General features: G+C 53.3%; 25 protein-coding genes and 1 other annotated feature. Of the genes, 14 read left to right on the forward strand and 11 right to left on the reverse strand.

Annotated features, from left to right (window positions below):
• Positions 1 to 25: 25 nt before the first annotated feature.
• Complete coding sequence (gene nadK, locus L466_RS15580) at positions 26 to 904, reverse strand: NAD(+) kinase (protein WP_020883909.1); 879 nt, start codon at positions 902 to 904, stop codon at positions 26 to 28.
• Positions 905 to 1,026: 122 nt separating this feature from the next.
• Between nadK and grpE the strand changes: the two genes are divergently transcribed.
• Positions 1,027 to 1,620 carry a nucleotide exchange factor GrpE gene (gene grpE, locus L466_RS15570; protein WP_020883911.1) on the forward strand — a complete coding sequence of 198 codons (594 nt, stop codon included), beginning with the start codon at positions 1,027 to 1,029 and terminating at the stop codon, positions 1,618 to 1,620.
• A 51-nt stretch (positions 1,621 to 1,671) separates the two neighbouring features.
• On the opposite strand, the gene L466_RS15565 is transcribed toward grpE, so the two are convergent.
• Positions 1,672 to 2,958, reverse strand: a complete 1,287-nt coding sequence (locus L466_RS15565; RefSeq protein ID WP_032670206.1) for an HlyC/CorC family transporter — start codon at positions 2,956 to 2,958, stop codon at positions 1,672 to 1,674.
• An 18-nt stretch (positions 2,959 to 2,976) separates the two neighbouring features.
• A complete protein-coding gene (locus tag L466_RS15560; protein WP_003863130.1) occupies positions 2,977 to 3,768 on the reverse strand; it encodes a cytochrome C assembly family protein in 792 nt (263 codons plus the stop codon).
• Between the two features lie 166 nt (positions 3,769 to 3,934).
• Between L466_RS15560 and ffh the strand changes: the two genes are divergently transcribed.
• From ffh to L466_RS15525, 7 genes are all read left to right on the forward strand, one after another.
• Positions 3,935 to 5,296 (forward strand): signal recognition particle protein, encoded by a 1,362-nt coding sequence (ffh, locus tag L466_RS15555; protein WP_014171250.1) that lies wholly within the window; start codon positions 3,935 to 3,937, stop codon positions 5,294 to 5,296.
• A 190-nt stretch (positions 5,297 to 5,486) separates the two neighbouring features.
• Complete coding sequence (gene rpsP, locus L466_RS15550) at positions 5,487 to 5,735, forward strand: 30S ribosomal protein S16 (protein WP_014171249.1); 249 nt, start codon at positions 5,487 to 5,489, stop codon at positions 5,733 to 5,735.
• Between the two features lie 15 nt (positions 5,736 to 5,750).
• Positions 5,751 to 6,290 carry a ribosome maturation factor RimM gene (gene rimM / locus L466_RS15545; RefSeq protein ID WP_032670210.1) on the forward strand — a complete coding sequence of 180 codons (540 nt, stop codon included), beginning with the start codon at positions 5,751 to 5,753 and terminating at the stop codon, positions 6,288 to 6,290.
• 31 nt (positions 6,291 to 6,321) lie between these two features.
• Positions 6,322 to 7,089, forward strand: coding sequence for a tRNA (guanosine(37)-N1)-methyltransferase TrmD (gene trmD, locus L466_RS15540; protein ID WP_014171247.1), 768 nt, complete (start codon positions 6,322 to 6,324; stop codon positions 7,087 to 7,089).
• 43 nt (positions 7,090 to 7,132) lie between these two features.
• Complete coding sequence (rplS, locus tag L466_RS15535; RefSeq protein WP_002914145.1) at positions 7,133 to 7,480, forward strand: 50S ribosomal protein L19; 348 nt, start codon at positions 7,133 to 7,135, stop codon at positions 7,478 to 7,480.
• A gap of 131 nt (positions 7,481 to 7,611) precedes the next feature.
• The gene (locus tag L466_RS15530) at positions 7,612 to 8,016 is read left to right on the forward strand and encodes a DUF2946 domain-containing protein (RefSeq protein ID WP_025203431.1); all 405 of its coding nucleotides are present in this window, start codon (positions 7,612 to 7,614) and stop codon (positions 8,014 to 8,016) included.
• A gap of 37 nt (positions 8,017 to 8,053) precedes the next feature.
• A complete protein-coding gene (locus L466_RS15525) occupies positions 8,054 to 9,424 on the forward strand; it encodes a PepSY-associated TM helix domain-containing protein (protein ID WP_032680466.1) in 1,371 nt (456 codons plus the stop codon).
• 2 nt (positions 9,425 to 9,426) lie between these two features.
• Here L466_RS15525 and L466_RS15520 read toward each other — a convergent pair whose 3' ends face one another.
• The 4 genes from L466_RS15520 to L466_RS15505 all read right to left on the reverse strand — a co-directional run bounded on the left by L466_RS15520 (position 9,427) and on the right by L466_RS15505 (position 12,202).
• Positions 9,427 to 9,912 carry an OmpA family protein gene (locus tag L466_RS15520; RefSeq protein ID WP_014171244.1) on the reverse strand — a complete coding sequence of 162 codons (486 nt, stop codon included), beginning with the start codon at positions 9,910 to 9,912 and terminating at the stop codon, positions 9,427 to 9,429.
• 12 nt (positions 9,913 to 9,924) lie between these two features.
• Positions 9,925 to 11,145, reverse strand: coding sequence for a diguanylate cyclase DgcN/YfiN (gene dgcN, locus L466_RS15515; protein WP_032680467.1), 1,221 nt, complete (start codon positions 11,143 to 11,145; stop codon positions 9,925 to 9,927).
• Entirely contained in the window at positions 11,138 to 11,626 is a 489-nt protein-coding gene (locus L466_RS15510) for a regulatory sequestration protein YfiR (RefSeq protein ID WP_020883918.1), read from the reverse strand. The genes dgcN and L466_RS15510 overlap by 8 nt, the downstream gene beginning before the upstream one ends.
• A 201-nt stretch (positions 11,627 to 11,827) precedes the next feature.
• Positions 11,828 to 12,202: a DUF2799 domain-containing protein gene (locus tag L466_RS15505; RefSeq protein ID WP_032680468.1), complete on the reverse strand. Its 375-nt coding sequence runs from the start codon at positions 12,200 to 12,202 to the stop codon at positions 11,828 to 11,830.
• Between the two features lie 214 nt (positions 12,203 to 12,416).
• On the opposite strand from L466_RS15505, the gene aroF reads away from it, so the two are divergent.
• From aroF to L466_RS15490, 3 genes are read left to right on the forward strand one after another with little or no spacing between them, the layout of a single operon-like run.
• Positions 12,417 to 13,487: a 3-deoxy-7-phosphoheptulonate synthase AroF gene (gene aroF, locus L466_RS15500; RefSeq protein WP_032680469.1), complete on the forward strand. Its 1,071-nt coding sequence runs from the start codon at positions 12,417 to 12,419 to the stop codon at positions 13,485 to 13,487.
• 10 nt (positions 13,488 to 13,497) lie between these two features.
• A complete protein-coding gene (tyrA, locus tag L466_RS15495; RefSeq protein WP_014171239.1) occupies positions 13,498 to 14,619 on the forward strand; it encodes a bifunctional chorismate mutase/prephenate dehydrogenase in 1,122 nt (373 codons plus the stop codon).
• 60 nt (positions 14,620 to 14,679) lie between these two features.
• A complete protein-coding gene (locus tag L466_RS15490; RefSeq protein ID WP_032680471.1) occupies positions 14,680 to 15,552 on the forward strand; it encodes an SMP-30/gluconolactonase/LRE family protein in 873 nt (290 codons plus the stop codon).
• Here the strand turns inward: L466_RS15490 and pheA are convergent.
• From pheA to bamD, 4 genes are all read right to left on the reverse strand, one after another.
• Positions 15,549 to 16,709: a bifunctional chorismate mutase/prephenate dehydratase gene (gene pheA / locus L466_RS15485; protein ID WP_032680473.1), complete on the reverse strand. Its 1,161-nt coding sequence runs from the start codon at positions 16,707 to 16,709 to the stop codon at positions 15,549 to 15,551. The two genes, L466_RS15490 and pheA, sit on opposite strands and share 4 nt — an antisense overlap.
• A 29-nt stretch (positions 16,710 to 16,738) precedes the next feature.
• Positions 16,739 to 16,864, reverse strand: a sequence feature (Phe leader region).
• Complete coding sequence (pheL, locus tag L466_RS23600; protein WP_001386991.1) at positions 16,816 to 16,863, reverse strand: pheA operon leader peptide PheL; 48 nt, start codon at positions 16,861 to 16,863, stop codon at positions 16,816 to 16,818. Its footprint overlaps the feature before it by 48 nt.
• A 103-nt stretch (positions 16,865 to 16,967) precedes the next feature.
• A complete protein-coding gene (gene raiA / locus L466_RS15480; RefSeq protein WP_003863162.1) occupies positions 16,968 to 17,309 on the reverse strand; it encodes a ribosome-associated translation inhibitor RaiA in 342 nt (113 codons plus the stop codon).
• A gap of 268 nt (positions 17,310 to 17,577) precedes the next feature.
• Entirely contained in the window at positions 17,578 to 18,315 is a 738-nt protein-coding gene (bamD, locus tag L466_RS15475; protein ID WP_013098339.1) for an outer membrane protein assembly factor BamD, read from the reverse strand.
• A 131-nt stretch (positions 18,316 to 18,446) separates the two neighbouring features.
• Here bamD and rluD point away from each other — a divergent pair, with 131 nt between their 5' ends.
• From rluD to clpB, 3 genes are all read left to right on the forward strand, one after another.
• Entirely contained in the window at positions 18,447 to 19,427 is a 981-nt protein-coding gene (gene rluD, locus L466_RS15470; RefSeq protein WP_014171235.1) for a 23S rRNA pseudouridine(1911/1915/1917) synthase RluD, read from the forward strand.
• The gene (yfiH, locus tag L466_RS15465; protein ID WP_020883923.1) at positions 19,424 to 20,155 is read left to right on the forward strand and encodes a purine nucleoside phosphorylase YfiH; all 732 of its coding nucleotides are present in this window, start codon (positions 19,424 to 19,426) and stop codon (positions 20,153 to 20,155) included. Before rluD ends, yfiH begins: the two co-directional genes overlap by 4 nt.
• A gap of 129 nt (positions 20,156 to 20,284) precedes the next feature.
• Positions 20,285 to 22,858 carry an ATP-dependent chaperone ClpB gene (clpB, locus tag L466_RS15460; RefSeq protein WP_032680474.1) on the forward strand — a complete coding sequence of 858 codons (2,574 nt, stop codon included), beginning with the start codon at positions 20,285 to 20,287 and terminating at the stop codon, positions 22,856 to 22,858.
• Positions 22,859 to 23,172: the final 314 nt, after the last annotated feature.

Raw genomic sequence — 23,172 nt, forward strand, 5'->3', positions numbered from 1 at the left:
ATACAGTAAAGTACTGGATGCAAAATCAGAACAATTTTTTTGACCAGCCAAGCTTCGAGCTTAATGTATTGAAATAGCTGTAATCTTTCGGGTGAATAAGATTCAGGTGGTAATCACACCGACGAATGAGAACATCTTCACCTTCCTGAATAGGCAGCGCAATCTGGCTGTCGCAGCTGATCTCCAGATCGTTACGGCGGTGCGAGAAACGCAGACGAATGGTGCTGCTGCTGTTGATCACCAGCGGACGCGCCGAGAGCGTGTGCGGGAACATCGGTACCAGGGTGATGGCATCCAGTGAAGGGGTGAGGATCGGACCACCCGCAGAGAGCGAGTAGGCAGTCGACCCTGTCGGCGTGGAGATAATCAGCCCGTCAGAACGCTGCGAGAAGGCGAAGATTTCGTCGATATAGACTTCGAACTCAATCATGTGCGCCACTTTGCCGGGGTGGAGCACCACTTCGTTAATCGCGGTGCTGATGCGCTTCTGGCAGTCCTGCTGACACACCTGCGCTTCCAGCAAAAAGCGTTTCTCGCTGATATAATGACCTTCCAGCACGTCGGCCAGCTGCTGCTGGGCGTTGTCCGGATCGAGGTCGGTCAGAAAGCCGAGATTGCCGCGGTTGATACCGATGACCTTGATGTCATAACGCGCGAGCGTTCGGGCCGCGCCGAGCATATTGCCGTCGCCACCGACCACCACGGCGAGATCCGCCTGCTGGCCAATTTCCGCCAGCGTGCCGGTTTTGACGCTCTTCAGCTGCAGCTCCTGGGCAATCTGCTGCTCGACCATCACTTCATAGCCTTTGCTACACAGCCAGCGATACAACATTTCATGTGTCGTCAATGCGGTAGGGTGACGCGGATGCCCGACGATCCCAATACACCTGAAATGATTATTCATTTTCTGGAGGTCCTTGTGCCTGATGAATGATGACAATCTGTCTTGTTCCCTTGAATCCCGGAAACTGATCCCCATAATAAGCGAAGTTAGCGATATGAATGCAGAAAAACGCGGAGAAATTCATGAGTAGTAAAGAACAGAAAACGCCTGAGGGGCAAGCCCCTGAAGAAATTATCACGGAACAGCACGATGATGTTGAGGCTGTAGAGCCGGACGCATCTGCTGAGCAGGTGGACCCGCGCGATGAAAAAATTGCGAATCTGGAAGCTCAGCTGGTAGAAGCACAGAATCGCGAACGCGACAGTGTTCTGCGCATCAAGGCGGAAATGGAAAACCTGCGCCGTCGTACCGAGCAGGACGTTGAGAAGGCGCATAAATTTGCGCTGGAGAAATTCATCAACGAACTGCTGCCGGTGATTGATAGCCTGGATCGCGCACTGGAAGTGGCTGATAAAGCAAACCCGGACAACACCGCGATGATCGAAGGTATCGAACTGACGCTGAAATCCATGCTGGATGTGGTACGTAAGTTTGGCGTGGAAGTGGTTGGCGATACCAACGTTCCGCTGGATCCAAACGTACACCAGGCGATTGCGATGGTGGAATCAGAAGACGTTGAAGCCGGTAAAGTGCTTGGCGTGATGCAGAAAGGTTATACCCTGAACGGTCGTACCATTCGTGCTGCAATGGTTACCGTGGCGAAAGCGAAAGCGTAATTTGCCATCTGTAGTGCCGGGTGGCGGCTTGCGCCGTACCCGGCCTACTCTCTACTCAGCAATACTTTCCCGAATCGGTTTTACCGGCAGGACTTTCACCTGCTTAATCATATTGTCCTGCACGTCCAGGATATCAATATCGTATTGCTCAATGCGCACCCGCGTGCCCGCCGCCGGGATCTCTTCCAGTGCTTCCAGAATCATCCCGTTTATGGTGCGCGCTTCATCTTCCGGTAAATGCCAGTTAAAGGCTTTATTGAGTTCGCGAATGTTCGCGCTACCGTCGATCAGCACCGAGCCGTCGTTTTGCGGGGTGACTTCTTCCGCAAGGGAAGGGGACATTGAGGTGGTAAAGTCCCCGACAATCTCTTCCAGAATATCTTCAACCGTCACCAGCCCCTGGATATCCCCGTACTCATTGACCACCAGGCCGACCTTCTTCTTGTTACGCTGGAACTTCACCAGCTGGGTGCTGAGCGGCGTTCCTTCCGGCACGTAATAAATTTCGTCGGCGGCGCGGAGCATCACCTCTTTGGTGAACTCTTTTTTCTCGGTCATAAGACGATAAGCTTCACGCACGCGCAGCATGCTGATGGCATCGTCCAGAGAGTCGCGGTACAGCACGATACGCCCGTGCGGGGAGTGGGTCAGCTGGCGGACGATGGCTTTCCAGTCGTCATTGATATCAATGCCGACGATCTCGTTACGCGGCACCATGATGTCGTTAACGCTGACCTTTTCCAGATCCAGTACCGACAGCAGCATGTCCTGATTACGCCGGGAGATCTGCGAGCGCGATTCATGCACGATGGTGCGCAGCTCTTCTTTGCTGAGCGCGCTGCTGATGGTGACGTCTGCTTTGATACCGATCATCCGCATCAGGACACGCGTCACCATGTTCAGTAACCAGACCAGCGGCATCATCAGGATCAGCAGTGGCGCGAGCAGGAAGCTGCTGGGGTAGGCCACTTTTTCCGGGTAGAGCGCGGCGATGGTTTTAGGCAACACTTCTGCAAACACCAGCACTACAAACGTCAGCACACCGGTGGCAATGGCGACGCCGGCGTTGCCGTACAGGCGCATCCCAACGATGGTACCGAGCGCAGAGGCAAGAATGTTGACGAGGTTGTTACCGATAAGCACCAGACTGATCAGACGATCCGGTTGACGCAGCAGTTTTTCGACGCGACGGGCGGCACGGTTACCCTGCTTAGCACGATGACGTAACCGGTAGCGGTTTAAGGTCATCATGCCGGTTTCCGAGCCGGAGAAATAGGCGGAGATGACCACCATGACGATCAGGGTAATGATCAGCGTGGTGGTAGAGATGTGTTCCAGGGGGAACTCCTTTGTTACTTAGCCAGCAAATTGCTGTATGAAGCGGCTGCCAAAATAGGCAAGGGTGAGAATGCCCGCGCCCGCGACGTTGAACCAGACCACGCGACGACCGCGCCAGCCTTCATGATAATGGCCCCATAACAGGACAATATAGACAAACCACGCGATGATGGAGAGGACCGCTTTATCGATATTCTCTACGCTGAACAGGTTCTTCATATAAAACAAGCCCGTGCACAGCGTTAACGTCAGCAGCACGACACCGACCTGCGTGATGTGGAACATCTTACGCTCAATCACCATCAGCGGCGGCATCTCATGGTTAAAGGCCAGCTTTTTGTTTTTCAGCTGGTAGTCAATCCAGGCGAGCTGCATGGCATAGAGCGCGGCGATAATGAGCGTTGCATAAGCGAAGAGTGACAGGCCGATATGCACCAGCATTCCCGGCGTCGCTTCCAGATGCGTAATAAACTCATTGGGCATAAACGTGGCCAGGGCCAGGTTGATCAGCGCGAAGGCATACACAATCGGCAGTAGCAGCCAGCCACGGTTTTTAGAGGCGACAATGGTCATCACCGTACAGATCATCAGGCTGACCAGCGAGCCGACGTTGAGCACGCTCAGGTTCTGTACGCTGCCATCGCCGGGGATAATGCGCGATTCCAGCGCGAACGCATGGCTTATCAGTGCGATCACCGCCGAAAGAATAGCCATGCGTCGCCAGCCGCTGTTTTTTTGCAGCAGTCCAGGAATGATCAGCGCGAGGCTGACAGAGTAGGCAACAAGGGCGATCAGTGCGAAAACAGGCATATAGGCATCGACAGTTGTCTTAATAAGAAAGAGAAGCAGTATAACGTTACGTGACGCCTGCTCCAACCGTTGCATAACAACAAAGCCGCCTTCATGTTATACTCCGGCAAAATTCTGTGTATGTGTCGCTGCCAGCGACCCAACGTTTCTACTCAGGCGAGAGACAATGTTTGATAATTTAACCGATCGTTTGTCGCGCACGCTGCGCAACATCAGCGGCCGCGGACGCCTTACCGAAGACAACATCAAGGAAACGCTGCGCGAAGTGCGCATGGCGCTGCTGGAAGCAGACGTCGCGTTGCCGGTTGTTCGTGATTTTATCAACCGCGTTAAAGAGAAGGCGGTTGGTCATGAAGTTAACAAGAGCCTGACCCCGGGTCAGGAGTTCGTCAAAATCGTCCGTAACGAACTGGTTTCGGCGATGGGCGAAGAGAACCAGGTGCTTAACCTGGCGGCACAGCCACCGGCAGTTGTGCTGATGGCGGGCCTGCAGGGTGCGGGTAAAACCACCAGCGTGGGTAAGCTGGGTAAATTCCTGCGAGAAAAGCACAAGAAAAAAGTGCTGGTCGTTTCTGCGGACGTCTATCGCCCGGCGGCGATTAAACAGCTGGAAACCCTGGCGCAGCAGGTCAGCGTGGATTTCTTCCCGTCTGACGTTGCCCAGAAGCCTGTCGACATCGTTAACGCGGCGCTGAAAGAGGCGAAGCTGAAATTCTACGACGTGCTGCTGGTGGATACCGCCGGTCGTCTGCACGTTGACGAAGCGATGATGGATGAGATCAAACAGGTGCATGCCGCTATCAATCCGGTAGAGACCCTGTTTGTTGTTGACGCCATGACCGGTCAGGATGCGGCGAACACCGCGAAAGCGTTTAACGAAGCGCTGCCGTTAACCGGCGTAGTGCTGACCAAAGTGGACGGTGACGCCCGCGGTGGTGCGGCGCTTTCGATTCGTCATATCACCGGCAAGCCGATTAAATTCCTCGGTGTGGGTGAGAAAACCGAAGCGCTGGAGCCGTTCCACCCGGACCGTATCGCCTCCCGTATCCTCGGCATGGGCGACGTGCTGTCGCTTATCGAAGATATCGAGAGCAAGGTTGACCGCGCCCAGGCTGAGAAGCTGGCCAGCAAGCTGAAAAAAGGCGACGGTTTTGACCTGACCGATTTCCTTGAGCAGCTGCGTCAGATGAAAAACATGGGCGGCATGGCAAGCCTGATGGGCAAACTGCCGGGCATGGGCCAGATCCCTGACAACGTAAAAGCGCAGATGGATGACAAGGTGCTGGTGCGTATGGAGGCGATCATCAACTCGATGACCCTCAAGGAACGTGCTAACCCGGACATCATCAAAGGGTCCCGCAAACGCCGTATCGCAGCCGGTTGCGGCATGCAGGTGCAGGACGTAAACCGCCTTCTGAAACAGTTCGACGACATGCAGCGCATGATGAAGAAAATGAAGAAAGGCGGCATGGCGAAGATGATGCGTGGCATGAAGGGCATGATGCCACCAGGATTCCCTGGCCGTTAATCGCCTGGCTGTTGGCTATTTTGATGCCGGGGTGTGCCCGAAAAGCGCACCCTGGCCGTGTTTTGCAGCAGAGTTTTAACTGCTGATTGCATTTTCCCCAGAAATCAGTAAAATTTTCGGGCTTTTAATATGACACCCGGGCTCCGTTCCTCGATGGGGCCCGGTTGTTTTATTCACACAAGAGGATGTTATGGTAACTATTCGTTTAGCACGTCACGGCGCTAAAAAGCGTCCGTTCTACCAGGTTGTTGTTACTGACAGCCGTAATGCACGCAACGGTCGCTTCATTGAGCGCGTTGGTTTCTTCAACCCGATCGCTTCTGGTTCTGAAGAAGAAACCCGTCTGGATCTGGATCGTATCGCTCACTGGGTTGGCCAGGGCGCTACTGTTTCCGATCGCGTTGCTACGCTGATCAAAGCAGCAAACAAAGCAGCTTAATCTGTCACGGTGGTCATGATGAGCAATAAAGCACCTGTTGAACCGATTGTATTGGGCAAAATGGGTTCTTGCTACGGTATTCGTGGTTGGCTCAGAGTGTTTTCCTCCACTGAAGACGCTGATAGCATTTTTAATTACCAGCCCTGGTTTATCCAGAAAGCCGGTAAGTGGGAAGAGGTCGAGCTGGAAAGCTGGCGTCACCACAATCAGGACATCATCATCAAGCTGAAAGGCATTGACGATCGTGATGCCGCGAATGCACTGACTAATTGTGAAATTATCGTGGATTCGTCGCAGTTGCCGCAGCTGGAAGAGGGCGACTACTACTGGAAAGACCTTATGGGTTGCCAGGTGGTTACCACTGAAGGTTATAGCCTGGGGAAAGTCATCGACATGATGGAAACCGGGTCAAATGACGTTCTCGTCATTAGGGCAAACCTGAAAGATGCATTTGGCATCAAGGAGCGGTTGGTTCCGTTCCTCGATGGACAGGTTATCAAGAAAGTCGATCTCGCTACTCAAACGATTGAAGTAGATTGGGATCCTGGTTTTTAAATTCTCCGGATAAACGGTAAAAGACGGCGCTATGTGGATTGGCATAATTAGCCTGTTTCCTGAAATGTTCCGCGCGATTACCGATTACGGGGTAACTGGCCGGGCAGTAAAGAATGGCCTGCTGAACATCCAGAGCTGGAGTCCTCGTGACTTTACGCATGACCGGCACCGTACCGTGGACGATCGTCCTTACGGCGGCGGACCGGGGATGTTAATGATGGTGCAACCCTTACGGGACGCCATTCACACAGCAAAAGCCGCGGCAGGTGAAGGCGCGAAGGTGATTTATCTGTCACCTCAGGGACGCAAGCTTGATCAAGCGGGCGTCAGCGAACTGGCGACGAATCAAAAATTGATTCTGGTCTGTGGTCGCTACGAAGGAATAGATGAGCGCGTAATTCAAACCGAGATTGACGAAGAATGGTCTATCGGCGATTACGTACTCAGCGGTGGTGAGTTACCAGCGATGACGCTGATTGACTCCGTTGCCCGGTTCATTCCGGGTGTACTGGGCCATGAAGCTTCGGCAACGGAAGATTCCTTTGCTGATGGGTTGCTGGACTGTCCACACTATACTCGTCCTGAAGTGTTAGAAGGGATGGAAGTACCGGCAGTGTTACTGTCAGGAAACCATGCTGAGATACGTCGCTGGCGTTTGAAGCAGTCGCTGGGCCGAACCTGGCTTAGAAGACCTGAACTTCTGGAAAACCTGGCTCTGACTGAAGAGCAAGCAAAGTTGCTGGCCGAGTTCAAAAAAGAACACGCGCAACAGCAGCATGAACATGATGGGAATGCGTAATACGCTCCCGAATATCAGTTTACCCAGGATAAGAGATTAAATTATGAGCAACATTATTAAGCAACTTGAACAAGAGCAGATGAAGCAGGACGTACCTTCCTTCCGTCCAGGTGACACCGTGGAAGTGAAAGTATGGGTTGTTGAAGGTTCCAAAAAACGTCTGCAGGCATTCGAGGGCGTGGTTATCGCTATTCGTAACCGCGGTCTGCACTCTGCATTCACTGTTCGTAAAATTTCCAACGGCGAAGGCGTTGAGCGTGTCTTCCAGACTCACTCTCCGGTAGTTGACAGCATTGCTGTTAAACGTCGTGGTGCTGTACGTAAAGCTAAACTGTACTACCTGCGTGAGCGTACTGGTAAGTCTGCTCGTATTAAAGAGCGTCTGAACTAAGATTCGCTTAAGCGACATCCTGTTAAAAAGGGCTGGCCGAAAGGCTGGCCCTTTTTTATTCCATCGCACCTCTCGTATTAACCCTTTCGTCATAAATCATTTACAATGCTGGCCTCTTAACGGGAGGGAAAGTGGATAACGTACTGCATCGGCATAACTGGAAACGCGCAGCGGCTTTGACCGCGCTGTTTGCGATCCTGCTGATCGTGGTTGCGCCGCTTATCTCCATCTCGCTGCAAAAAGATCCCATGAGCGCCATGCCGGGAATGCATCATGACATGAGCATGATGTCGATGGATGAGCACCATGGCGATATGCCGCACTCGATGCCCGTCGACCATGCGGAAGCGTGTGGCTACTGTGTACTGTTAGCGCATGTGCCGGGCGTGATGCTGGCGCTGATTGTACTGCTCAGTGTCGTACTGCAAAGGAGCCGCGTTACACCGCCGCAACCGCCGGTCAGCCACTGGCACTTTTTCCCTTGGCTCTTTCCTGATACCCGCGCGCCGCCGCGGCAGTCTGCTTTTTCCCTTTAAAAAAAATCGATAACTTTTTGCCTTAAAAAGGAAAAGTATGATTACCTGCACTCCGCGCGCGGCATGGGGAAACCTGCTGCGTCGACTCCATTTCTATGTCGGGCTGTTTGTTGGCCCGTTTATCTTCTTCGCCGCGCTGACCGGTACGCTGTATGTGGCGACGCCGCAGCTGGAAAACACGCTCTACCGGCACGCGTTGCACACGGATTCGGTGGGAGAGGCACGGCCTCTGGCCGAGCAGATTGCCGTGGCGGAAAACGCCGTGGGTTCAGATCTGCGCCTGCATGCCGTTCGTCCGGGGCTGGTTGACGGTGATACTACCCGCGTGATGTTCGCTGACCCTGCGCTTGGCCCGTCGGAGAACCGCGCTATCTTTGTGGATCCCGTGAGCCTTGAGGTGCGGGGCGATATGACGGTGTACGGCACGAGTGGCATTCTGCCGTTGCGCCAGACCATCGATTATCTGCACACCTCGTTGATGCTTGGCGATGTCGGGCGTCTCTATAGCGAGCTGGCCGCCTCCTGGATGTGGGTTGCCGCGCTGGGGGGAATCGCCCTGTGGTTTTACACCCGACCAAAACGTCGGATGAACAACCGTTTCCAGAACCGCCGTCGTGTGCATGTGGCACTGGGCTGGGTGTTGCTGGGGGGAATGTTATTGTTCTCAGCGACAGGCCTGACGTGGTCTCAGTGGGCGGGCGGTAACGTGGATACACTGCGTGCCCGGATGAACTGGCTTACGCCGCAGGTCAATACTACGCTCTCCGGTGTGCCTGCCATCATGGACGAGCACGCTGAGCACCGGGGGCATCATAGCGGGATGATGATGCCCGGGATGGTGATGGATCCGACGCTTTTTGATGACGTCCTGCATACCGCCCGCACGGCGGGTATAGATGCCAGCAAGCTCGAAATCCGCCCGGCGAAAACGGCTGAACAGGCCTGGACCGTGACGGAAATCGATCGCAGCTGGCCTACTCAGGTCGACGCGGTGTCGGTCGATCCGCACTCCCTGCACATTTTGGACAGAACCCGGTTTGAAGATTTCCCGTTAATGGCAAAACTGACCCGCTGGGGCGTGGATTTCCACATGGGGATCTTGTTTGGGCTGGCCAATCAGCTGTTGCTGATCGCGTTCGGTATTGCCCTGTGCGTGCTGATCGTCTGGGGATACCGGATGTGGTGGATGCGTCGTCCGGCGCAATCGGTCGTGAACCCGGTTCAGACGCTCTGTCAGAGCTGGCTGGCGCTATCGGGCTGGGGAAGAGCCGTCACGGCGATGGTGAGTGTCCTGCTGGGGCTGGTGATGCCGGTGATGGGTGTGAGTCTGGCCCTGTTTGTGCTGGTCGACTGGCTGCGCTGGCGAGCGGCAACAGGCGTGTCGCTCGCAGAATCATCGGTTAAATAACCTTATGGCGTGCTGATAACCACCGCAACCCGGCGGTTTTCAGCGCGCCCTTTTGCAGTACTGTTGCTCGCAACAGGGTATTTTTTGCCTAACCCCTGCGTGGTGAGGTTGCTGCGCGGGATATTGGCTCCCTTCGCCCAGGCGTCGGCTACCGCATTTGCACGTTTCAATGACAGCGCTTCGTTGTAGCGCTCTTCGCCGTAGTTGTCCGTGTGACCGTCCATACGCGCGTGGTTCAGGCCGGTTGCCGCGAGGCGAGAGGCCATGGTCTTGATCTGCGTTTCACTTTCCGCACGCAGCCTGGCGTCGTTTTTATCAAACAGGATGGTATCTGACAGGCCAAGAGACCAGTCGCCGTTCAGTTCGTTAAAACCGTAAGACTTCATCGCCGCAATCTGCTCAGGAGTGAACTTGCCTTGCGGCGGTGACTGGCAACCTGCCAGCACGACTGAGGCTAATAACAACGGCGCGAAGTATCGCTTTAACATATCGTTTCCCTTCTAATTTATCGTTTTTGTACGCTGGTTTTTAACCAGGTACATATTGCGGTCGGCTTTCTCCAGTAATGCTTCCACAGAACCATTTTCCCACGCCAGAGCAAAGCCAATACTGAGTGACATTGATGCTTTTTGCCCGTTATGCAATTCGAACGGGCGGATAAACTGCTGCGATAAGGCAGCACAAAGATGTTGAACCTCAGGCTCTGAATGGACGTCGTACAGCACCATGGCAAACTCGTCGCCGCCAAGGCGGTATGACTGATGGCGCTTATCACCGAACTCGACCATTCTTCTGGCGACTTCAATCAGCACACAGTCTCCTGCCGCGTGTCCCCAGGTGTCATTAATAAACTTAAAATTATCACCGTCGAGGAAGAGCAGGGCCGAGTTTGTTTTTGCTGAGGGGTCATTCATTAATGCCGCGATGCTGTTACGAAACGCCGCACGGTTGGCAAGACCCGTCAGCGGGTCGTGCATGGCGGTGCGTAATAGCTGGGCGTTTTTCGCCTGCAGTTTAAGCTGCCACTCCTCCATTTCATCCAGAAGGCTGTTGAAGTCCTCGCCAAACTGGTGAAACTCTTCAATCCGCCCGTCTTTCACCCGTCGGGAGAAGTTACGGTTAGTGCGTACGTCATGAACGACGTCAGTAATGTTTTGCAGCGCTGTAACCATGCCGTGATGCAAGGATTGCGTAATGGTCAGTGCGACCACCGTCGCAAACAAAATACAGCCGGTGAGAACGGCAAACGACATCCAGATGAAGTGGCTTATCAGGCTGTCACGCGCGGTAAGGCGTATTTCGCCAATCGTTGAGCCGTTATGGAATACAGGCTGGGAAATCGGCTCGGGGAAAAGCCAGCGGCTGACCAGTGCGCCCAGGGTGTCGTTGTTATCCGCCGGGTTCCACGACCAGTACGCAAAGCGTTTTTTGTGCACGTTGAGGACTTCAGCCACGGCAAACTGGCCCTGTTTGCCAAGGGCGGCAAGCGTTTCATTGGCTGCCACTGAATCGTTGAACACCAGGGAGGCTTCAAGGCTGTGGCTCATGGTGGCGCCGGTTAATTCGAGATTCTTTTGTGCGTATTGCTTTAATGTCACGACGGAGGCAAAACAGAGGAGCAGCCATATTAATGTCATCGTGATGATGACGCTTATCATGCTGATTCGTCTGAGTGTTCTTTTAAACGTCGGACGTGGCGCTGAAGTGAAATCTTTATCCATGCTGCTTATTCCGTGCGAGCATTAATACATCCGGATTGACTCTCACGCCACTGCGAGTCAGCGCATCCAGATTGACGGAAAACCGGACATGGTTGCGATCAATTATCAGGCAAAAGGCGCTGCCAATAATACATTCCGGATTTTGCTCTGAGATTAATAGCAATGCTCTGCCCTGATACTGACTTATTAATTCACGTTGTTTTACGGGGGATTCCGCCCCGAAATAAATAGCATCACACGTCGCGGACAGGGCTTCCTGATCGTTACGCACAATAACGGGGGTATAAGGTAATTCGCTTTGCCCGTCCTTGCTGGTGAGTGCATGCGTGTAGTGAGAAGAAGCATAAACACAGAGTTTTGGCTGGCCGGAAAGTGACGGCCATCGGGTGTAGCTCACAATACCTGAAACGATCGAACGTACCGATTTATCGGTTTCGGTGAACGTGCCTGCCGCCGCTGCGCCCACCATAAGGAACAGCATTAGCACCAGAGTGAGTCGGAAAAAAGAGATCAAGGATAAATTTCTCACCAGAATCCGCCACTTCGCTCCGGAAATAGATGTCCTTAAGAGTTGTGGGCAGAATACCATTGTTTACCAAAGCCGTCATTATGTCAGAATTTTCCCTGCCTCGACCTAAGCTAAATCCTACACTTTGTTATATTCCGGTGAATAAAAAGAGGCTTAATTAAGTCTGCTGGAGCGCATGCTTTCATCCATGCCTTTTTGCCATGACTCGTGCAGTTTTGCTGCATTTTCAGCAGTATCGCAGCTGGCAGGAAAAGATTTGCCCGCTAATCCCCAGGCGTGGAGAAAACCTTCTTCACACACTTTCTTCTGTCCGTCTGCATATCCCCGGAGATATTCACTACGATCAACTTGTGGATCATTAAAATTATCGGCCAGCGTCTGGTTATCTTTAACCGGCAGACCATTCATGGCGTCTTCTTTACCTGCATCAAACCAGCTGGGGCTGGTCCAGTCCGGGTGGAAGGTATAAGGATTGATTTGGCAACCCGATAAAATGAGCGACAACAGCACCAGAGCAATTGAACGCATAGCCATTCTCCTTTTTTCTTCAGCATAGCCTGGTAACGGAAAGTAAGGATGTAATTTAAAGTTTACGGCTATGGCGGCTGATTTTTGCAATAAATTGGCATTCGTAAAGAAAAGTGTACGTATTTTGGATTGAAATCTTTACTTGTTATGGTATCGTTGTTTCACCTCTTCGAGGAAAACAACTATCGCAAACGAGCTTTACAGGATCGCAATCATGCAAAAAGACGCGCTGAACAACGTACATATCACTGACGAACAGATTTTGATTACTCCGGATCAACTGAAAGCGGAATTCCCGCTGAGCGTCGCGCAGGAGGCTCAAATTGAGCACTCGCGTCAGACCATTTCAGACATTATCGCTGGCCGCGATCCGCGCCTGCTGGTGGTATGTGGTCCTTGTTCTATTCACGATCCTGAAGCCGCCATTGAGTACGCTCGTCGATTTAAAACATTAGCGGAGGAGGTCAGCGATAGCCTCTATCTGGTAATGCGCGTCTATTTTGAGAAGCCACGTACCACCGTTGGCTGGAAAGGGTTGATTAACGATCCGCACATGGATGGCTCGTTTGATGTGGAAGCAGGGCTGAAAATTGCGCGTCGCCTGCTGGTGGAGCTGGTCAGCATGGGGCTGCCTCTGGCCACTGAAGCGCTGGATCCGAACAGCCCGCAGTACCTGGGCGACCTGTTTAGCTGGTCTGCCATTGGGGCACGTACCACGGAATCACAAACCCACCGCGAGATGGCGTCTGGCCTGTCGATGCCGGTTGGTTTTAAAAACGGTACCGATGGCAGCCTGGCCACCGCAATTAACGCCATGCGTGCCGCGGCAATGCCGCACCGTTTTGTTGGCATTAACCAGGCGGGGCAGGTTTGCCTCCTGCAAACGCAGGGTAATCCGGATGGTCACGTGATCCTGCGCGGTGGTAAAGCACCGAACTACAGCCCGGCAGATGTGGCACAGTGTGAAAAAGAGATGGAGCAGGCGGGACTGCGCCCGGCACTGATGGTAGATTGCAGTCATGGTAATTCGAATAAAGATTACCGTCGTCAGCCTGCGGTTGCGGAATCTGTGGTGGCACAGATAAAAGACGGCAACCGTTCTATTATCGGTCTGATGATTGAGAGCAATATTCATGAAGGCAATCAGTCATCTGAACAACCGCGCAGCGCAATGAAGCACGGCGTATCCGTCACGGATGCCTGCATCAGCTGGGAAACCACCGACGCGCTGCTGCGTGAGATCCATAAAGATGTAAGCGGCCAGCTGGCGACGCGTCTGGCTTAAGAGGGTAGTTATGGTTGCTGAATTGACCGCGTTACGCGATCAAATTGATGAAGTGGATAAGGCGTTGCTGGACCTGCTGGCGCGCCGTATGGCTCTGGTTGCCGAAGTGGGTGAGGTAAAAAGCAAATACGGCCTGCCGATTTATGTCCCGGAGCGTGAGGCATCCATGCTGGCTTCGCGGCGCAAAGAGGCCCAGGCGCTGGGCGTCTCGCCGGATCTGATTGAGGATGTCTTGCGTCGCGTAATGCGGGAATCCTATTCCAGCGAAAACGATAAGGGCTTCAAAACCCTCTGTCCGTCCCTGCGCCCGGTGGTTATTGTGGGTGGTGCGGGCCAGATGGGGCGTCTGTTTGAAAAAATGCTGACGCTTTCTGGTTATCAGGTTCGCATTCTGGAAAAAGAGGACTGGGAACACGCGCCAGCGCTGATGGCCGATGCGGGGATGGTTATCGTCAGCGTGCCTATCCACGTGACGGAGCAGATCATCGGCAAGCTTCCACCGTTGCCGAAAGATTGCATCCTGGTTGACCTTGCATCGGTCAAAAATGGCCCCCTGCAGGCGATGCTGGCGGCGCATACTGGCCCGGTGCTTGGCCTGCACCCGATGTTTGGTCCGGACAGTGGCAGCCTGGCGAAGCAGGTTGTGGTGTACTGCGATGGTCGTCAGCCGGAGGCCTATCAGTGGTTCCTGGAACAGATTCAGGTATGGGGTGCCAGGTTGCACCGGATCAGCGCGGTAGAGCACGATCAGAACATGGCGTTCATTCAGGCGCTGCGCCACTTTGCGACCTTTGCCTACGGTTTGCATCTGGCGGAAGAGAATGTGCAGCTTGAACAGCTGCTGGCGCTCTCTTCACCGATCTATCGCCTGGAACTGGCGATGGTCGGGCGTTTGTTCGCTCAGGATCCACAGCTTTACGCCGACATTATTATGTCCTCTGAGAACAACCTGGCGCTTATCAAACGTTACTACCAGCGGTTTGGTGAAGCGATCACCTTACTGGAGCATGGCGATAAACAGGCGTTTATCGACAGCTTCCGTAAAGTCGAGCACTGGTTTGGCGATTATGCGCAACGTTTTCAGAGTGAGAGCCGCACGCTTTTGCGTCAGGCAAATGACAGTCGCCAGTAATGCGATGATGTATATACTAAAAGCCAGCAATGCTGGCTTTTTTCATTTTGGGGAACTGTTATGGCCGAACCGCAGCCGCTGTTGAATTACACCGGGCATCTGCCCGAATGTCCGACGTGGAGTGCCGAAGAGCATGCGCTCTACTGGGCAGATATTCTGGAGGGGGAGATCCACCGTTATCATCTGCCCACCGCGGAACACACGGTACTCTCTTTCCATGAAGAAGTAGGCTGTTTCGCTCTGCGTGAGCGTGGCGGCTTTATCGTCGCGATGCGCAATGGCATCTGGCTTGCTGACAAGCACGGTCTGCTTCAGCGCAAGGTGTGTGATAACCCCTCTAACCCGCAACTGGCGCGTTTTAATGATGGAGGTACCGATCATCATGGACGGTTCTATGCGGGAACCTTCTGGGGGCCGGGGGATTACGACGGCGCCATGCTGATGCGTATCGATAATGACCTGACGCCGAAAGTGATCCAGTGTGATATTCACGGGCACAACGGTCTGGCATTCAGCCCGGACAAACAGTGGATGTTCACCTCTGACACGCCAAATGGCGTTATCTACCGCACGCCGCTTGATGAGCAAGGTGAGCCGGGGAAACGCGAGATATTCCGCCGCTTTAAAGAGGGGGAGGGCATACCCGACGGTGCTGCGATGGATGAAGAAGGCTGCTACTGGAGCGCAATGTTTGATGGCTGGCGTATTGCGCGCTTTTCACCGCAGGGGGAGCAACTGGAAGAGTATCGCATGCCGGTTCGTTGTCCGACGATGGTCTGCTTTGGCGGCGAGGATATGAAGACCCTGTTTATCACGACCACGCGGGAAAATATGGATGCGGATGAAGTGGCGCAGTATCCGCTCTCCGGCGCCATCTTCACCCTGCCCGTTAGCGTGGCAGGGATGAAGAAAAGCCGCTTTATCGAACGTTAAGCGGGGTCAACCGGCACGACGTTTTCGCTCGGATAGCAGCCCAGCACTTTCATTGAGCGGGTGATTTCTCCCAGTTCACGCAGGGCTTTCTGCATGGATGCAGATTCCAGGTTGGCCTGGATATCCAGATAAAACATCTCTTCCCACGGATTACCATGAATCGGGCGAGATTCCAGCTTCGTCATGATAAGGTTGTGGTTACGCAGTACCAGCAGGGCCTCAACCAGCGCACCCGCCTGCTGCCCGGTCGCCATCAGCAGCGTCGTTTTAGCCGGAACCTGCTCAGAGACATTGATGGCTTTACGGGCCAGTACCACGAAGCGGGTGATATTTTGCGTCTGGTTCGCCAGGTTGCGTTCCAGTACCTGCAGGCCATACAGCGCTCCGCCCGCCTCGCTGCCAAGCGCGGCCACCGCCGGGGAATTGGCCTGCATCACTTTTTCCATCGCCGCAGAAGTGCTTTCGGTGTACTCAATTTTCCAGTTCGGATAACGGTTGAGGAATTGACTGCACTGCTGGAACGGTTGTGGGTGACTGTACACCGTCTCGATTTGGCTCAGGTCGGTTGAGCCAGAGACCAGTACGCAGTGATCGATAGGGATGGTCATCTCGCCAACCAGCGACAGCGTAGTGTGCTGCAGAAGATCGTACACGTCGTTAATGGCGCCTGAGCTGGTGTTTTCAATCGGTACGACGGCGTAATCCGCCTGTCCGGTTTCGACCTGATTGAAAATATCAGCAAATTTTGCGCAGCCGCTTTCAATAAACTCTTCGAAATGACGTGCTGCGTACTGGCGCGCGGCAAGGTGAGAATAAGAGCCTTTAGGGCCGAGGAAGGCGACACGTGCAGAGTGCGGGTTCGTTTTATTCAGATGCTGCTGGAGTAGCGCTTGCTGGGTCAGAACGGAGTCTTCGATGATGAGCTGGAACAAACGGGTGATGTAATGGGCGTCGAGGTGGTGCGCTTTGCCAAGCTGAATCAGGTGTTCCAGCAGGTCGCGTTCACGGTCGATATCACGCACCGGCCGATGGGAGTCCAGCTTGGCTTTTCCCACTTCGATGGCGAGTGTGCGACGTTCTGCTAGCAGGGCCAGTAATTTTTCGTCCAGTGCGCTGATTTTCACTCGCAGGTCCAGTAACGGGTTTTCCGGTGTCATAGTGTTGCCTGTCTCGTTTATCGTTATTAATAAAAAAGGCCTCCCGGTGTGGGAGGCCTTGTTGTTCGTCTTCGCATTCTTTATCACACGACGAAACGCCTCCCAATCAGGGGAAGGTAAAAAAGAATGCGAAGAAAAACGGTGTGTGTTTCATGAAATCATCCTGTCGTTGATACCGTTAAAGTACCCGTACTGTTTTCACGCTGTCAATAAAAAACGCGCCCGAAGGCGCGTTGGCGGTAAACTCAATTTAAAGGATTACTCTTCTTCAACTTCTTCCGCGAAGCTGGCGTCTTTCACCGACGTTGCGGCGCGACGGGCTTCACCTTTGTGTTGCACTTTATTGAGCTGCCGTTCCAGCTTGTTGATCAAATCGTTAATAGCGGTGTACATATCCTCATGTTTTGCGCTGGCGACCAGATGGCCGTTTGGAGTATTGATAGTTGCGTCAGCGATGAAACCTTGCGGCTCCTTGGACAGGATGATATGTGGGTTAATCAAATGTGTTTGCCATTTATCCAGTTTGGCGAGACGGTCTGCGACGTGTTGGCGGATTGCCGGAGTAATTTCCATTTGTTTACTGGTAATGTTCATTGTCATAAATTTTACCTCTTGTCTTTCCGTCTTGGTGATTCCAGCATACCTGTCCTAATGTCAAAATGTGTGATTTAGATCACGTTATTTTGTCGGTTTTTGTCAGGGAATGTTTTTTGTGAGGCAGGGCAGGAAGAGGTGATATTTACCTTGTGGAAGGCCCGATTTGCGGTCATAGTTGATAGGATGTGTTGAGGCTAAACCGCTTCAGCTGATCTCTGAACGCATAAAAAAAACGGCAGCCCTAAGGCTGCCGTTTTGCATTGAGGCAATATCAGGTGTTGCTGCTGTTCGCGGCGATGATTTTCGCCACTTTGTCAGCCTGTGCGGTCATCTGCATCTGACGGTAAGCATTTTCCATCAGCTTCAGGCCATCACGCGTTGCCTGTGTATCCGGGTAATCACGCAGCATACCTTCTACACGATTAACCACGGCAACCCATGCGCCACGGCGGGTATAGTATTCCGCAACGGAGTATTCGTATTTCGCCAGACGATCTTTCAGGAACACCAGACGTTTGGTCGCGTCAGTGACGTACTGGCTGTTCGGGTAGCCGCGCACCAGTTTGGAGAAGTCGTTGAAAGCATCACGCGCATGCTGCGGGTCACGGTCAGAACGATCCACACCGAAGAAACCTTGCAGGGCACTGTCGTCCAGCGCCATGTTGGTAAGACCGCGCATGTACATGACGTAATCGATGTTAGGATGAGTCGGGTTCAGACGCATGAAACGATCGATGGTTGCCTGAGCCAGCGGCAGATCGGCATTTTTATAGTAGGCATAGATGAGATCTAACTGTACCTGCTGCGAATACGGACCAAATGGATAGCGATTATCCAACGCTTCCAGTTGCGTTATCGCCTGTTTCCAGTTACCGTCCTGCAACTTTTGTTGTGCAGTCGCATAGATTTCATTCGGCGGATTGTCAGGGACCTGTTCATTTGAACCGGAGCAGCCCACCAAAGCCAGGCTCAACGTGGCCGCTGCCACCAGATATTTCATGCGCGTCATGACGTTTTGACTTTCCTCAAATGTTTGTCCGGGAGAAACTCTGTTCCTGCTCCCGATTAAGACCAGCTACAATAGCACACTATATTAAACGGCAAAGCCGTAAAACCCAACGTTAAACGAAGAAGCAGTTTATGGCACAACGAGTAGAACTCACCGCAACAGTCTCCGAAAATCAGCTCGGTCAACGCTTAGATCAGGCTTTGGCCGAATTGTTCCCTGATTATTCGCGTTCACGCATAAAAGAATGGATCCTTGACCAGCGCGTGCTGGTAAACGGCAAGATCTGGGACAAACCAAAAGAGAAAGTGTTAGGTGGGGAAGCCGTCGCCATCAATGCTGAAATCGAAGAGGATATCCGCTTCGAGCCGCAGGATATCCCGCTGAACATCGTCTATGAAGATGATGACATCCTGGTGATCAACAAGCCACGTGACCTGGTTGTTCATCCGGGCGCGGGGAACCCTGATGGCACGGTGCTTAACGCACTTCTCCATTATTACCCGCCTATCGTGGATGTTCCGCGCGCCGGCATCGTTCACCGTCTGGATAAAGACACCACGGGTCTGATGGTGGTGGCAAAGACCGTTCCAGCTCAGACACGTCTGGTGGAATCTCTGCAGCTGCGTGAAATCACCCGTGAATATGAAGCGGTGGCCATTGGTCATATGACCGCTGGCGGCACGGTGGAAGAACCTATCAGCCGTCACCCAACCAAACGTACCCATATGTCGGTGCACCCGATGGGTAAGCCTGCGGTAACGCACTACCGCATTATGGAACACTTCCGCATTCATACGCGTCTGCGTCTGCGTCTGGAAACCGGTCGTACTCACCAGATCCGTGTTCATATGGCGCACATTACCCATCCGCTGGTGGGCGATCAGGTCTACGGTGGTCGTCCGCGTCCGCCAAAAGGTGCATCGGATGAGTTCATTAGCGTACTGCGTAAGTTTGATCGCCAGGCGCTGCACGCAACGATGCTGCGTCTTTACCATCCTATCACCGGTATTCAGATGGAATGGCACGCGCCGATCCCACAGGATATGGTCGACCTTATTGACGCCATGCGTGTTGATTTTGAAGAACATAAAGATCAAGTGGACTGGTTATGACCAAACTGATTGTCCCGGAGTGGCCACTGCCTGAGGGCGTGGCTGCCTGCAGTTCAACCCGTATCGGCGGTGTGAGCCAGGGCGCGTGGGAATCTTTGAATCTCGGCGCACACTGTGGTGACAACCTGGAGCACGTTGAAGAAAACCGCAAACGCCTGTTTGCTGCCGGGAATTTACCGTCGAAACCGGTCTGGCTGGAACAGGTTCACGGTAAAACGGTACTGCCGTTAACGGGCGAACCCTATGCGTCTAAACGGGCCGATGCGTCTTACAGTGATACCCCGGGAACGGTATGTGCGGTAATGACTGCCGATTGCCTGCCGGTTCTGTTCTGTAACCGTGCCGGTACCGAGGTGGCAGCAGCGCATGCGGGCTGGCGTGGTCTGTGTGAAGGTGTGCTCGAAGAGACCGTCGCCTGCTTTAAAGATGACCCTGCGAATATCATGGCCTGGCTCGGCCCGGCCATTGGTCCTCGTGCGTTTGAAGTGGGACCCGAGGTCCGCGAAGCCTTTATGGAGAAAGATCTGCAAGCCGCGGATGCTTTCCTTCCTGCCGGTGAAAAATATCTGGCCGATATTTACCTGTTGGCCCGCCAGCGCCTGAATAATGTCGGCGTGACGCAGATCTTCGGCGGCGATCGCTGTACCTTCACCGAAAAGGGTGATTTTTTCTCTTATCGCCGCGACAAGACGACAGGTCGTATGGCAAGTTTTATTTGGCTGATATAACCTAAAGAATCAAGACGATCCGGAACGTGCCGTTTTCTTTTCACATAATTCAGGTCATTAACCTTGAATAATTGAGGGATGACCTCATTTAATCTCCAGTAGCAAATTTGACCTGTTATGGGAGGAGTTATGCGTCTGGATCGTCTTACTAATAAATTCCAGCTTGCTCTCGCCGATGCCCAGTCCCTTGCACTGGGGCACGACAACCAATTCATCGAACCTCTTCATTTAATGAGCGCCTTGCTGAATCAGGAAGGGGGATCGGTGCGTCCGTTATTAACGTCTGCCGGCATTAATGCTGGCCAGTTACGCACCGCCATCGATCAGGCTCTGAGCCGTTTACCCCAGGTAGAAGGTACCGGTGGCGACGTTCAGCCGTCTCAGGATCTGGTGCGTGTGCTGAATCTTTGCGACAAGCTGGCGCAAAAACGTGGGGACAACTTTATTTCGTCAGAACTTTTCGTTCTGGCGGCGCTTGAATCACGCGGTACCTTGACCGACCTGCTGAAATCTGCCGGCGCAACCACCGCCAATGTGACTCAGGCGATTGAGAAAATGCGCGGAGGTGAAAGCGTGAACGATCAGGGAGCCGAAGACCAACGTCAGGCTTTGAAAAAATTTACGGTCGACCTGACCGAGCGTGCCGAGCAGGGCAAGCTTGACCCGGTGATCGGCCGTGATGAAGAGATTCGCCGTACTATCCAGGTACTGCAGCGTCGTACCAAAAACAACCCGGTGCTGATTGGTGAGCCGGGGGTCGGTAAAACCGCCATCGTCGAAGGTCTGGCGCAGCGCATTGTGAACGGTGAAGTGCCGGAAGGGCTGAAAGGTCGTCGTGTACTGGCGCTCGACATGGGTGCGCTGGTGGCCGGGGCGAAATACCGCGGTGAGTTCGAAGAGCGTCTGAAAGGCGTGCTTAACGACCTGGCGAAACAGGAAGGCAACGTCATTCTGTTTATTGACGAACTGCACACCATGGTCGGCGCGGGTAAAGCGGACGGCGCGATGGATGCCGGCAACATGCTGAAACCAGCCCTGGCTCGTGGGGAGCTTCACTGCGTAGGGGCTACCACACTGGATGAGTATCGTCAGTACATCGAAAAAGATGCTGCGCTGGAACGTCGTTTCCAGAAAGTGTTTGTTGCTGAGCCAAGCGTTGAAGATACCATCGCGATCTTGCGTGGGCTGAAAGAACGTTATGAACTGCACCACCATGTGCAGATTACTGACCCGGCGATTGTTGCAGCGGCCACGCTTTCGCATCGTTATATCGCTGACCGTCAGTTGCCCGATAAAGCAATCGACCTTATTGATGAAGCGGCCTCGAGCATTCGTATGCAGATTGACTCGAAACCGGAAGAGCTGGACAGGCTCGACCGTCGCATCATCCAGCTCAAACTGGAACAGCAGGCACTGAAGAAAGAGTCTGATGAAGCCAGTAAGAAACGGCTGGATATGCTCAACGAAGAACTGGACGATAAAGAACGTCAGTACTCTGAGCTGGAAGAAGAGTGGAAAGCGGAGAAAGCTTCACTCTCGGGTACTCAGACAATTAAAGCTGAACTGGAACAGGCGAAAATTGCCATTGAGCAAGCGCGTCGTGTGGGTGACCTGGCGCGAATGTCTGAACTGCAGTACGGCAAAATTCCTGAGCTTGAGAAACAGCTTGAGATCGCTACACAGTCAGAAGGCAAAACGATGCGTCTGTTACGAAACAAAGTAACGGATGAGGAGATCGCTGAAGTGCTGGCTCGCTGGACCGGTATTCCGGTTGCGCGCATGATGGAAAGCGAACGCGACAAACTGCTGCGCATGGAGCAGGATCTGCATCAGCGCGTGATTGGTCAGAACGAGGCGGTTGAAGCGGTCTCTAATGCGATTCGCCGTAGCCGTGCAGGGTTGTCTGACCCTAATCGTCCGATCGGTTCGTTCCTGTTCCTGGGGCCTACGGGGGTCGGTAAAACCGAACTCTGTAAGGCGCTGGCTAACTTCATGTTTGACAGCGATGACGCGATGGTGCGTATCGATATGTCCGAGTTTATGGAGAAACACTCCGTTTCGCGACTGGTTGGTGCGCCTCCAGGATATGTGGGTTATGAAGAAGGTGGCTACCTGACAGAAGCGGTGCGCCGTCGTCCTTATTCCGTCATCCTGCTGGATGAAGTGGAAAAAGCGCATCCGGATGTGTTCAACATTCTGCTGCAGGTTCTTGACGATGGACGGCTGACTGACGGACAGGGGAGAACGGTCGACTTCCGTAACACGGTAGTGATCATGACCTCGAACCTGGGTTCCGATTTGATTCAGGAACGTTTCGGTGAACTGGACTACGGCCATATGAAGGATCTGGTGATGGGCGTGGTAAGCCATAGCTTCCGTCCAGAGTTCATTAACCGTATTGATGAAGTGGTAGTGTTCCATCCTTTGGGTGAGAAACATATTGCGTCGATTGCGCAGATTCAGCTGCAGCGTCTGTATAAACGTCTGGAAGAGCGTGGATATGAAATTCACATCTCCGATGATGCGCTGAAGCTCTTGAGCGCAAATGGGTACGATCCGGTTTATGGGGCGCGTCCGCTGAAACGCGCAATCCAGCAACAGATCGAAAACCCACTGGCGCAGCAGATACTCTCCGGGGAGCTGATTCCGGGCAAAGTTATCCGTCTGGAAGCCAACGACGACAAAATTGTGGCAGTGCAGTAAGTCACAAAACGCAAAAACGGGCCGCTTGCGGCTCGTTTTTGTTTAAAAACCAGGCCAGAATTGAGGTCTGGGATGCAAATCGCCTGGAAAGTGAGCAGTCAGTAAATAATTTTCACTTTATCCTTGCAGCTTCAGAATTACCCCCTATAATGCGCCTCCACTGACACGGAACAACGGCACACACGCCGCCGGGTCAGCAGAGATAAGCGAAAATAAATGCTTGACTCTGAAGCGGGAAAGCGTAATATGCACACCCCGCGCCGCAGCGAAAACGAAGCGGCACTGCTCTTTAACAATTTATCAGACAATCTGTG

It is taken from the genome of Enterobacter sp. BIDMC 30, assembly GCF_000534355.1.
Taxonomy (GTDB): Bacteria; Pseudomonadota; Gammaproteobacteria; order Enterobacterales; family Enterobacteriaceae; genus Enterobacter; species Enterobacter ludwigii.

Bases quoted from the DNA above. Each gene is read 5' to 3' on its own strand.
- L466_RS15490 (WP_032680471.1), top strand. From the start codon at position 14,680: ATGGCCGAACCGCAGCCGCTGTTGAATTACACCGGGCATCTGCCCGAA.
- tyrA (WP_014171239.1), top strand. From the start codon at position 13,498: ATGGTTGCTGAATTGACCGCGTTACGCGATCAAATTGATGAAGTGGAT.
- ffh (WP_014171250.1), top strand. From the start codon at position 3,935: ATGTTTGATAATTTAACCGATCGTTTGTCGCGCACGCTGCGCAACATC.
- L466_RS15520 (WP_014171244.1), bottom strand. From the start codon at position 9,912: ATGTTAAAGCGATACTTCGCGCCGTTGTTATTAGCCTCAGTCGTGCTG.
- pheA (WP_032680473.1), bottom strand. From the start codon at position 16,709: ATGACACCGGAAAACCCGTTACTGGACCTGCGAGTGAAAATCAGCGCA.
- rpsP (WP_014171249.1), top strand. From the start codon at position 5,487: ATGGTAACTATTCGTTTAGCACGTCACGGCGCTAAAAAGCGTCCGTTC.
- rluD (WP_014171235.1), top strand. From the start codon at position 18,447: ATGGCACAACGAGTAGAACTCACCGCAACAGTCTCCGAAAATCAGCTC.
- yfiH (WP_020883923.1), top strand. From the start codon at position 19,424: ATGACCAAACTGATTGTCCCGGAGTGGCCACTGCCTGAGGGCGTGGCT.
- nadK (WP_020883909.1), bottom strand. From the start codon at position 904: ATGAATAATCATTTCAGGTGTATTGGGATCGTCGGGCATCCGCGTCAC.
- L466_RS15560 (WP_003863130.1), bottom strand. From the start codon at position 3,768: ATGCCTGTTTTCGCACTGATCGCCCTTGTTGCCTACTCTGTCAGCCTC.
- dgcN (WP_032680467.1), bottom strand. From the start codon at position 11,145: ATGGATAAAGATTTCACTTCAGCGCCACGTCCGACGTTTAAAAGAACA.
- L466_RS15510 (WP_020883918.1), bottom strand. From the start codon at position 11,626: ATGCTGTTCCTTATGGTGGGCGCAGCGGCGGCAGGCACGTTCACCGAA.
- bamD (WP_013098339.1), bottom strand. From the start codon at position 18,315: ATGACGCGCATGAAATATCTGGTGGCAGCGGCCACGTTGAGCCTGGCT.
- L466_RS15505 (WP_032680468.1), bottom strand. From the start codon at position 12,202: ATGCGTTCAATTGCTCTGGTGCTGTTGTCGCTCATTTTATCGGGTTGC.
- aroF (WP_032680469.1), top strand. From the start codon at position 12,417: ATGCAAAAAGACGCGCTGAACAACGTACATATCACTGACGAACAGATT.
- L466_RS15525 (WP_032680466.1), top strand. From the start codon at position 8,054: ATGATTACCTGCACTCCGCGCGCGGCATGGGGAAACCTGCTGCGTCGA.
- raiA (WP_003863162.1), bottom strand. From the start codon at position 17,309: ATGACAATGAACATTACCAGTAAACAAATGGAAATTACTCCGGCAATC.
- grpE (WP_020883911.1), top strand. From the start codon at position 1,027: ATGAGTAGTAAAGAACAGAAAACGCCTGAGGGGCAAGCCCCTGAAGAA.
- rimM (WP_032670210.1), top strand. From the start codon at position 5,751: ATGATGAGCAATAAAGCACCTGTTGAACCGATTGTATTGGGCAAAATG.
- trmD (WP_014171247.1), top strand. From the start codon at position 6,322: ATGTGGATTGGCATAATTAGCCTGTTTCCTGAAATGTTCCGCGCGATT.
- clpB (WP_032680474.1), top strand. From the start codon at position 20,285: ATGCGTCTGGATCGTCTTACTAATAAATTCCAGCTTGCTCTCGCCGAT.
- rplS (WP_002914145.1), top strand. From the start codon at position 7,133: ATGAGCAACATTATTAAGCAACTTGAACAAGAGCAGATGAAGCAGGAC.